The following is a 10,680-nucleotide window of genomic DNA, read 5'->3' on the forward strand; positions in this document are numbered from 1 at the left end:
ACATTTAATGCTAAGACGGTTAACTAAATGAAAAACTTTTCAGATGACCTCTTAGAGCTTCCACCATTTAATAAAATGATGTTAATGGGAATGGCTCATTTACACTTTTTATATTTTCGAATTGATGTTCTAAATCGATTTTTGTACGACCCAAGATATATAATTTATAAGGTTTGCGTTTTATATACGGCTTTTCTAGCTATATTAATTAAAATAACGCAGTATGGCGAATTTGAGAGCCTTTTGGACTAAGAGACTTAGTAAATATTAATAAAATAAGTCTTAAAATATTTATTCTGTTTTTTGTATCAAATTACAAAAACAGAATAAAAGGTATGGATTATTTATACCTTTTATTGCAACTATATTCCTTTTATTCCAAAGTTCATGATATTATGTTAAGTATAATATGCCGTAGAAATCGGACAGAAAAAAATTGAAGTTATCCTCCTTTCATCGAGATAAAATAGAAAAAAATGAAAGGACGAAAAAATGAGTAAAAATGAAGGACAACAAATGGCGGCAGAGGAGGATAACTTAAAAAATTTCTATCCGGACAACGGGGCATGATTTACCCTGTGCCTTTAAAGCAATTTGTTTGGCGAGTTCCATAATTTCATCATCCACTTTTTCAGTTTTATCATTGTTGTTTATTCTTGCCCTGTTGTCGCAACTTAATACCCGTTTTTAGCCTTTAAGGCTGAAAACAACAAGTAAAATATTTAAAATAATAACAACAAAAGCTATGAACCACAGAAAAACATTAAAAAACTTATTGCTTATATATTTCCCCATTATTTTAGGAGAAGAAGTCAAATATATCTGCAAAATAATTGTAAAAGGCAGTTGAATACTAAGAATAATTTGAGAAAGTATTATTGCTTTGTAAAAATCAGAAATGAAAAATATTATTAAAACAGCGGCAATATAGGTTATATATGAGCCGATTTCTGTATGAACATCAGTAATATCGTAAATTTCTTTGTATAAACCCGCAAAAATACTTCCGCCTGCTATACCTGCTGTAGTAGCGGAAGCAATTCCCGCAAATAAAAGAGCTATCGAAAAAACAATTGAAGAAAAATGACCGAGAATAGGTTTTAATAATACAACAGCTTGTTGTAACTCTGTTACAACAACATGATGATCAAAAAAAGTAGCGGCAGCAACAATTATAATTGCGCAATTAATTGCCCAACCTATAATCATCGAAAAAAGTGTATCAATAAAAGAATACTTAAGGTGTTTTTTTATTTTGTCTTCGCCTTCCAGATGCCACTCTTTGTTGTTAATAATTTCTGAGTGTAAAAATAAATTATGAGGCATTACTACTGCACCGAGCATTGCCATAATCACAAATAATGATCCATGCGGAAAAGAAGGAATAAACGAGCTTGAAGCAACCACGCCCCAGTTTATATGAGGAAGATTTAATTCAAATAAAAATGATATTCCTATCAATGAAACAAAACCAATGATTAAGTTTTCAAGTTTTTTATAAGAATTTGTCGCCAATAACCATGAACAAAATATTGCCGACAAAATAGCGCCTATTTTTATAGGTAAATGAAACAACATGTTTAAAGCTATAGCAGAACCGATTATTTCTGCCAGAGCAGTAGCAATTACTGCCAAAATTGCTGAAAATAAAACAGGTCTTGATATGTATGGTTTAAGATATGCAGTTGCTGCTTCTGCTAAACACATGCCGGAAACTATACCAAGCTGAGCAGCGTTTTGCTGTAAAATTATTAAAATAAAAGTTGCTATAGTAATAACCCAGAGTAAAGAATAACCAAAAGTAGAACCAGCCGCAATGTTAGCTGCCCAATTCCCGGGATCAATAAATCCAACAGTTACTAATACTCCTGTCCCTAGATATTTAAGAAAGTTTTTAGCTCTTAGGCTTGGTTTATGTGTTTCTTTTAAAGATTCAATTATTTTATTTGATGAAAGCATTTTTTGCTAAACCGATCTAGTTTTAATAAAGTCTCATAGTTTTTTTGATTTCTTTTAAGAACAAAGCTGCTTCTTCTCTTGCTTTTTGACTTCCTGTTTTGATTATTTCATGAATATAATCAGGATTTTTTTCAAATTCAAGTCTTTTTTCTCTTGTATCTTTAAATTGGTTATTTATAATGGAAGCCAGTTCTCTCTTGCAGTCTGCACAGCCCCAGAGAGCATTTTCGCAGTTATACCGTTGTTTTTTAACGGTTTCTTCGTCCGCAAAAATTTTATAATAAGGGCATACCACTTCGCAGTTTTCAGGATTTCCGGGGTCTGTTTTCTTAATCCTGTTTCTGTCAGTAATTGCCTGCATGATTTTTTTAGTGGTAATTTCTTCTGAATCAGAAATTTTTATATCGTTGTTAAAAGATTTCCCCATTTTTTGACCGTCTATTCCTTTCAATAAAGGTGTTTCAGTTAGTTTTGGTTGAGGTTCTTTAATCAAATTTGTTTTATAAAGGTGGTTAAATCTTCTTGCGATGTCCCTTGAAATTTCGAGGTGTGCAAGCTGATCTTTTCCTACAGGCACTAAAGAAGCATTAAATTGAATAATATCCGCAGTTTGCAAGACAGGATACCCCATAAGCCCGTAGCTGACAAGCCCTGAGTAATTTTGATTTTCTTCATTTTCTTCAATGTTGCCTCTGAGAATTTTAATCATATCTTTAAGAGTTGTATCTCGTTCTACCCAATTTTGAGGAGTAATCATACTTAATAATAAATGAAGCTCTGCTGTTTCAGGAACAAGCGACTGCACATAAATAATTGATTTTTCCGGATTTATTCCGCAGGCAAGCCAATCAAGAGCGACATCAACAATATTTTGCTTTAAAGCTGAAGTGTCATCGAATTTTGTAGTGAGCGCATGCCAGTCTGCTATTGCAAAAAAGCATTCATAATCATCCTGAAAAGATATCCAATTTTTTAAAACACCCATATAATGCCCCAAATGAAGCTTTCCCGTAGGACGCATGCCGGACATTATCCTATTTTTTTTAATTTGTTGGTTTTTTATGATAGTCATAACTAAAGTCACCCTTATTAAAGTAACTTTATTTTATCGCATAAATTTTTTTACACAAAAGCATTTGCAACCACAGACTTTTTAAAAGGGTTATCAGTTATTAGCGGAAGTTTTTCTTTGTAGCCATAATTTTGATCAACAAATCCTTTGAATTTATTAAATACATCCGGAGTCCATTTAGGATTTTCTTCCTGCATTTTTTCCATTATCCCTATTGCTTCTTGTGGTGAAAAAGCCGGCTTGTAGGATCGTTTTGTTGTTAAGGCGTTATATACGTCCGCCAATTTTATAACATCTTCTTTTTGTTTATTTTTATTGAAAAAAGAGAATTTATTAACAGGGGAATGATGGCTGCCTACAAGAGCTGCTATATTTCCAAAACTTTTGTTTTTTGTTAAACCGATTTGTTCAAGAATTTGTTCACCAAATAAAGCATGTTGATCCAGTAGTTCCTTTTCTTTATTTGTTAAACGTCCGGTTTTATTTAAAATTTCCGGATTTACACCTAATTTTCCAATATCATGGAGAAGGGAGGCTGTCTTGATTTCTTCAAGATCCTCGTAAGTGAATTTATTCATAGATTTTGCAAATTGTGTAGCTATTCCTGCAACCTGATATGAATGGTCTGCTGTGTAGGGATCGTATTTGGCAAGCAGTTTAATCAAATGGTCGCAAGCTTTTTTCACCCCTTCAGGCTTTTGAACCTCTATAGGGTTGTTTTGGAAATATTCTTTTATTTTTAATAAAGAATTTTTTCCCGAAAATACTGTTTTGACTTCAGGTTTAGAGAAAGGATTGCTTGAAGGCACCCATGAGTCGGTTACAGCCTGTTTTTTAAAAGCAGGTTGATTAGATCCGGCTTCAGGCAATATATTAATTTTTGGAGGAGTAATGCTTTGCTGGTTGTTAACAGCAGGCTTCGCCGAAAATACTAAAAAATTAGCATTCCTGATCAATATTAGCTTCCTTGTATTCCATATATTATTTTAAAAACATGAAATTTTAAAAAATTGCCTGTTTTATCGAAAATAAATTCGTTTTAGTATAATTTCATGTTATTTAAAATTGGCAAGCTGGACTTCAGGTTTGAATTTTGAAAAAGGAGTCGTGTTTTGATAAATTTCACTCCATTTTTTCATTATGATTTGTTTTAATAAGTCTTTTTCTTCCAGAGAAAGCATCTCCCAGTAAACAGGTTTTATTAAAACCATAAGTTTATTTCTTGCTATAGGGTTAACATAAATAGTCTGAATATAGTCTTTGTATTTTGAAGATCTTAAATCAGTTATTATTTGGACATTTGCAGGAGAAAGTGAATAAAAATCAGAATCATTTTTTTCAAGTTTTTTATAAACAACAGAATGCAATTCTGAAAAACTGTTGAACAAAAAGCAAATAAAAACAATTATAAAAAACCATGTAAAAGCTATAATACCCCATAATTTAATAACTTTTTCCCTGGATGCCGAATAACCGCAAGTACAAAAAGCATTGTTTCCGTAAATAAAATTTTTACATTTAGGACAAATTTTATCCCAAATTATAACTCTCTTTTTATGTATATTATCATTAACAAAATTTAATCTTTTCAAGTTCCTTTTAAAATTTTTTCTTAAATTTTTAGGTAAACTGAATTTCATTTTTTATCAAAAACTCCCCTAAATAAGTAGATTAAAATATTTTAAATTTTTTTAAAGAAAAAACATATTGCTATAGTGTACAAATAAATGGGTAAAGTTATATTGCATTTTCTCTTGAAATAAGCCGAGGACAGCATTTTTATAAAACTAAACTTTTATCGAATGTAATAAAAAGAAAAAAAATATAATCTAAATAGAAGGTAAGGGAGAATAAAAGGTTTTTTTTATGACTAATTCACCGGCTCAAAAACGATTATTTGACAATGTTCTGGTTAAGAAAAAACAGAATGCGTCCAGATCTTTGAATAATTATATGGAACAGCTTAAAATTCACTTTGATTTAAACGATAGAGATCTTATTAAAGTTTTAGAAATTACCTTAAAAGAAAAAAGAAATAAAAATTTTATAAAAAAATGGTGGCATATATTAAAATAAATAGTTAGAATAAAAAAAGACAGAAATAAAAATAAAAGAGAGTTTTATGTCAGGTGAAAATTTTTCAATAGAAGTTAATAAAAGTTTTATACAAAATTTCTTTGGTCTGGCTGATATGATGCCGCCTAAGGAAATAGAGCTTGAGCATTTAAACAAAGCAGTAAAAACAATAAGACAAAAATTGGATAATGCTATACTTTCACAAAATAGTTTAGGAAAATCGCTTTTGGATAGTACGGAAAAAAGCGAATTTTTAAAAGGCGGCGAAATAAGTGATACCGTAATAAGACCTAAAAGTATTCTTATTGTTGATGATCTGGGTATTATTACATATCAGCTTGATATTCTCTTTAAAAAACTCGGTTTTGAAGTAACTACTTCAAAAGAACTTTACGATGCAATAAGTCAATATAAGAAAAAAGATTTTGGATATGTCGTTCTCGATTTATTTATTCCGACGGAAAGAGAAGGTTTTATTCTTCTTGATGAGATAAAAAAATTAGCACTTTTTTGCAAATTAAATACAAAAATTATAATGATGTCAGCTTCTTCAAAACAGGAGTATAAAGAAAAATGCCTGAGCAGGGGTGCGGATTGTTATATAGAAAAAGCAATAGGATGGCAAAAACTTATTATAGAAGCCTGTTCAAAATAAATAAGGATAAATAAAAATGAAAGAAGATAAACTTACCTGTCCTTTTAATTCCGGGGAATGCAGTTCCGGTTGCGCTCTTTATATCAGTCCCGATGAATTAAACGAAGTTGTAAGAAATAAACTTGCCAGTGTTGGTGTTATAAACAGGGAAAAAGGGTTTTGTTCTTTTAAAAACATTTCAATGTGTTTAAATAGAGAAATTTTTGAACGGACTTCAAATTATTTAAGATAAAGTTTTATAAAATATTTTTTGTGAAAGAACCAAAGCTTTTAGGAGTGATGCTTTTCTGGTAAATCAGGCTTTGCCGGTTTTCCTGAAAACAGACTCGTTTTATTCAAGAACAGTATTTTTGTAAACTTATGTTACAAGTGTTTAATTTTTATCTAAAGATTACCTTTTCTACACCTCTGGATTAGAGGTTAATTTTTTGTTCATAAATCCTATGGTCGATGCCACAAGAGGTCTTAAAGAGTTAATCTATTAACATAAAAGGAATGAGTTTGGCCCTTGCATCGTTGTCACAGTAGCGTCGCTGCTTCGGGCTTTTATTCTCGCTTCGTAAGGAATGTTTGGGGACTCGGGTAAAAGTTGAGGAGTAAAGGGTTAAATATGAATAAAACAAAATTAAAAAATTTAGCTGTAATTATTTTTTGCACGGCATTTGTTTCTTTAATAATGTTTGTTGTACCTGTATATGCTTTTGACGGGGCGACTTTGTCAGAAATTAAAATAAGCTCGAAAGACAATTACAGTTATAAAATTGTTTTAAAAACCGATAAGGACGTTCCTGTCGAAAAATATATAACAGCTGACAATAAAATAGTTATAGACCTCAAAAATACAAGATCTGCGGAATTTGTGAACACAATTTATAACAATAGTCCCGAAATTGATAATGTTATGGTGCAGCCTATCGCAAATGACAAAGTAAGAGTTTTTATACAGGGGTTAAATATTTCTTCAAGCAAAATTATTCTTGATTCAAGAACTGATTCACTTGATTTTATGGGGGATAACAGTTCTGCAATTCCGGCAAATACAAACAACGTTTCTGCTCTTAAAACAGAAATTGCTGAGCCTGCTCAAAATGTTCAGCAAGAGGAACCTCTTCCCGTTATTAATTTAGGGGAAAAAAGCAAAACAGACTTAAAAACAACAGCGCAGGAATCAGTAAGACCTCAATATTTGGAAAATAATTTACAGACAGCCGATAATAATTCTCCTAATCAGGAAAATAACATTGAAACTGTTAAAAATTCTATGATAGGAAATGCATCTTTGAAAAAAATATTCAGTAAAGAAGGTTTTGACTGGCTTTTAAGAATATTTGCCGTTGTCTTTATTGCAATAGGTATGTTCAAACTGCTTAGTAAGCCTAAAAATGTTACTATTGAGCTTGCTTCAGAGAAGATGAAAACAAGAGAAATGGATCTTTACAGAACAGTCGCCGAAAGAAAGGAACTTGTTTCCAGAAGTCTTGGAAGTAATTATACAAAAGAAAAACAGGTTAAAAATCACGCTTACGGAGCAAATTCTCAGTATGGTATAAAAGAGTACCAGAACAGTCAGCTTCCTCCGCAAAGATTAAGCCGTCCTGTAGATACAGATATCAACAGAGCTGTTAATAGAAAACCTTCAACACAGCAGTTAAATGCGGCTTTGAAAACAACAAGAACAGTAGCAGATGTCAGAAAACCTGTTGTGAACAACTCAAGAATAAGCCAGAAAGAAATAAAAACAGCGAAAACCAATGTAGATAATATAAAATTTCTTGAAAATATGGCTGCAATTTATCAAAAAAGCGGTAGAACCGATCTGGCTCAAAATATAAGACAAAAAATACAAAGCACCAGAGCAGCCGGCTAAAAAATTAACAAATAAGAGCAAAATTAATTATAATTGGTAAAAATAATAGAAAAAGATGTAACAAATAAAAAATCTTTATGTTTAGCTTAACTTAAAGTGACAGTTAAAAATATTTGTTACCTGCTTGAGAGAGAGTGAGAAATTTAAATGCAAAATTTATACGCATTATTTACAGGAATAGTTGTCGGAGCTTTTTTTACTTTTTTCAAAGTGCCTATCCCTGCCCCACCAACGTTAGCAGGGGTTTTGAGCATAATTGGGGTTTATTTGGGGTATATTATAATTCGTTTTTTTATTAAGGGTTAAAAATTTATGGAAAATACAAAAAAAGACAAAGAAGAACATTGCTGTTCTGGGAGTTTTTACAATTCTTTTCTTTCTCAGCGGGAAAAAGAAAATTTTATGCAAAGGGCTATAGAGCTTTCTAATTTTGGCATGGAAAATAATTATGGCGGTCCTTTTGGTGCTGTTGTGGTGAAAGACGGGAAAATTATCGGGGAAGGCTTTAATAAAGTTATAAGTTCCAATGATCCTACCTCGCATGCCGAGATTGTTGCAATAAGAGAAGCCTCAAAAAATATAAACAATTTTGATTTATCAGGTTCGTTTATTTTTGCAAGTTGTGAGCCTTGTCCGATGTGTTTGGCGGCGATTTATTGGGCAAATGTTGATGAAATTTATTTTGCCAATACAAAAACAGACGCTGCCTGTATAGGATTTAGGGATGATTTTATTTACAGCGAATTTGATAAAAATTCAGATAAAAGAGAGAAAAAATGCAGCCAAATTCTTCATGTTGAAGCTAAAAAAGTTTTTGACTTATGGGCTTCTAAACAGGATAAAGTTGAATATTGATTTATTAAATATTTATTAAATATTTTTTTAAATGTTTATTCCTGCTAAAATTTTATAAACAGCAAATTTAAGTTGAGAATAAACATGACAAAACCAATCATAGGTTTAATAAACTTCGGATGCCCTAAAAATCTTGTGGACTCCGAAAACATGCTGGGGCTTCTTTCTAAAAATGGTTATGAAATTAATCTTGATGAAGGAAAAGCAGATATAATTCTTATAAACACCTGTGCTTTCATAAAAGAGGCCGAAAAAGAATCCGTAAAAACTATTATTGAATTTGCTAAAGCAGGCAAAAAAATCATAATTTGCGGATGTCTTACCCAAAAATACAAAAAAGAGCTTATGGAATTGATTCCCGAAGCCCTTGCTTTTGTGGGAACAGGCGACATTGAAAAAATTTGCGAAGTGGTAAATAAAATTTCTGAAAATCCTGACGATACTTTCTATAATGTTTCTGAAAATCCTTATTATAGTTTAAATAACGATATTGAAAGATTTCAAATTACTGTAGGTTCAAGTTCTTACATAAAAATAGCAGAAGGGTGCGATTATTCCTGTTCTTACTGCGTTATCCCGGCTTTGAGAGGAAAATACAGAAGCAGAACTATTGAGTCTATTGTAAAAGAAGCAAAAAAACTCGGACAAAAAGGGGTTTCCGAGATTATTCTTATTGCTCAGGATACGACAAATTACGGGAAAGATATTTACGGGAAGCCGTCTTTAACTGAATTATTAAAAAAATTAAATGAAATAGAAGAAATTTCATGGATCAGAGTGATGTATGCGTATCCTTCGCTTGTGAATGATGAATTTATTCAGGCAATAGCAACTTTAGACAAAGTTGTAAAGTCTATAGACATTCCTCTTCAGCATTCGCATCCTGAAATTTTAAAATTGATGAACAGACCTGCGGTTGATAACGGTAAAATTATAGAAAAATTAAGGAAAAATATCCCCGGAGTTTCTATAAGGACAGTGTTTATAACAGGTTTTCCCGGAGAAACAGAAGAACACTTCGAGCATTTATATAACTTTATAGAAAAATACAAATTTGACAAACTGGGCGTGTTTGAATATTCTAAAGAAAAAGAAACAGACTCATATCAATTAAAAAAGCATGTTCCTGCAAAAATAAAAAAATTAAGGAAAAAACAGCTTATGGAGTTGCAGCAAAAAATTTCAAAGAAAATAAATGCCTCCTTGATTGGAAAAGAAATTATTTCTTTGATTGAAGTTCTTACTTCTGACGGAAAAATTATTGGAAGAACTTATAGAGATGCACCCGAAATAGATGGACTGGTTTTTATTGAAACCAAAAAAACAGTTTCCCCCGGTGATGTGGTTCAGGTAAAAATTACCGGAGCAAGCGAATATGACTTATACGGAGTCGTATAAAAGTAGTAAAAACAAAAAAATCAACACTATTTTACAGTTTTATATTATACTTAAAATAGTTGGATCATTTTAAGTTTTAATTTGCGCAGGTAAAAAAGATGAACAATAATATAAACAAAAAAGTTACAGATACAATTCCTATAGAAGTATTGATTACAACTGTTGATCATGAAATTAAAGGTTATGTTCATGTTTCTAAATACACAAACACAAATCGCGAATTAACAGATCTTTTAAACGATAAAGACAAAAGATTTATTGCGGTTGTAGATGCGGAAATTACCAAAAAACAGGGCGGTCCTCCTAAAAAATACGACTTTTTGAAAGTTCATATTGATTATATTTTAATGGTTCATCCGGCTTCGCAGATTATTTATAAAGAATCTACAAGAGCTCAGGAAGATATAACCAGATTCCGCGAACTGAGAGACAAGTTAAGCAAAACAAGATTTTAATAAACAAAAAACCGACTTAAAAAGTCGGTTTTTTTAAAGAATTTGCATAAAATATATTATTTAATTCGAATTGCTAGATAAAAATTAGCAATTATTTTGAAAAGCCCGTTTTTATATAGTTAAGGGTGTTATTAAAGGAATAAATATGAATATGAATATAAATAAGTGTCTAATAACAAAAATAATAATTAATGAAAAAATAAATTCAAAAATTAAAAGGATTTAGGCAAAAGGATTATAGAATAATATAATATGCCGTAGAAATCGGACAGAAAAAAATATAAGTTGTCATCCTTTCATCGAGATAAAATAGAAAAAAATGAAAGGACAAAAAAATGAGCAA

At 31.1% G+C, this 10,680-nt stretch carries 12 protein-coding genes; 8 read left to right on the forward strand and 4 right to left on the reverse strand.

Annotated features, from left to right (window positions below; genetic code table 11):
* Positions 1-687: 687 nt before the first annotated feature.
* From WCG23_11985 to WCG23_12000, 4 genes are all read right to left on the reverse strand, one after another.
* Positions 688-1,959 carry an Nramp family divalent metal transporter gene (locus WCG23_11985; protein ID MEI8390587.1) on the reverse strand — a complete coding sequence of 424 codons (1,272 nt, stop codon included), beginning with the start codon at positions 1,957-1,959 and terminating at the stop codon, positions 688-690.
* Positions 1,960-1,981: 22 nt separating this feature from the next.
* Entirely contained in the window at positions 1,982-3,031 is a 1,050-nt protein-coding gene (gene trpS / locus WCG23_11990; protein ID MEI8390588.1) for a tryptophan--tRNA ligase, read from the reverse strand.
* A 50-nt stretch (positions 3,032-3,081) separates the two neighbouring features.
* On the reverse strand, positions 3,082-3,987 hold the full coding sequence (locus WCG23_11995) for an HD domain-containing phosphohydrolase (protein MEI8390589.1): 906 nt from the start codon (positions 3,985-3,987) through the stop codon (positions 3,082-3,084).
* A gap of 99 nt (positions 3,988-4,086) precedes the next feature.
* A complete protein-coding gene (locus WCG23_12000; protein MEI8390590.1) occupies positions 4,087-4,671 on the reverse strand; it encodes a hypothetical protein in 585 nt (194 codons plus the stop codon).
* Positions 4,672-4,897: 226 nt separating this feature from the next.
* On the opposite strand from WCG23_12000, the gene WCG23_12005 reads away from it, so the two are divergent.
* The 8 genes from WCG23_12005 to WCG23_12040 all read left to right on the forward strand — a co-directional run bounded on the left by WCG23_12005 (position 4,898) and on the right by WCG23_12040 (position 10,337).
* Positions 4,898-5,107, forward strand: a complete 210-nt coding sequence (locus WCG23_12005) for a hypothetical protein (protein ID MEI8390591.1) — start codon at positions 4,898-4,900, stop codon at positions 5,105-5,107.
* A 46-nt stretch (positions 5,108-5,153) separates the two neighbouring features.
* Positions 5,154-5,762 (forward strand): response regulator, encoded by a 609-nt coding sequence (locus WCG23_12010; GenBank protein ID MEI8390592.1) that lies wholly within the window; start codon positions 5,154-5,156, stop codon positions 5,760-5,762.
* A 16-nt stretch (positions 5,763-5,778) separates the two neighbouring features.
* A complete protein-coding gene (locus WCG23_12015; GenBank protein ID MEI8390593.1) occupies positions 5,779-5,994 on the forward strand; it encodes a hypothetical protein in 216 nt (71 codons plus the stop codon).
* A 378-nt stretch (positions 5,995-6,372) separates the two neighbouring features.
* A complete protein-coding gene (locus WCG23_12020; protein ID MEI8390594.1) occupies positions 6,373-7,629 on the forward strand; it encodes an AMIN domain-containing protein in 1,257 nt (418 codons plus the stop codon).
* A gap of 147 nt (positions 7,630-7,776) precedes the next feature.
* Positions 7,777-7,935 (forward strand): DUF1427 family protein, encoded by a 159-nt coding sequence (locus WCG23_12025; protein ID MEI8390595.1) that lies wholly within the window; start codon positions 7,777-7,779, stop codon positions 7,933-7,935.
* A 6-nt stretch (positions 7,936-7,941) separates the two neighbouring features.
* Positions 7,942-8,484: a nucleoside deaminase gene (locus WCG23_12030; protein MEI8390596.1), complete on the forward strand. Its 543-nt coding sequence runs from the start codon at positions 7,942-7,944 to the stop codon at positions 8,482-8,484.
* A gap of 84 nt (positions 8,485-8,568) precedes the next feature.
* The gene (gene rimO / locus WCG23_12035) at positions 8,569-9,882 is read left to right on the forward strand and encodes a 30S ribosomal protein S12 methylthiotransferase RimO (GenBank protein MEI8390597.1); all 1,314 of its coding nucleotides are present in this window, start codon (positions 8,569-8,571) and stop codon (positions 9,880-9,882) included.
* 98 nt (positions 9,883-9,980) lie between these two features.
* Positions 9,981-10,337 (forward strand): hypothetical protein, encoded by a 357-nt coding sequence (locus tag WCG23_12040; protein MEI8390598.1) that lies wholly within the window; start codon positions 9,981-9,983, stop codon positions 10,335-10,337.
* Positions 10,338-10,680: the final 343 nt, after the last annotated feature.

The sequence above is a fragment of the bacterium genome (assembly GCA_037147175.1).
GTDB lineage: Bacteria > Cyanobacteriota > Vampirovibrionia > Gastranaerophilales > UBA9971 > UBA9971.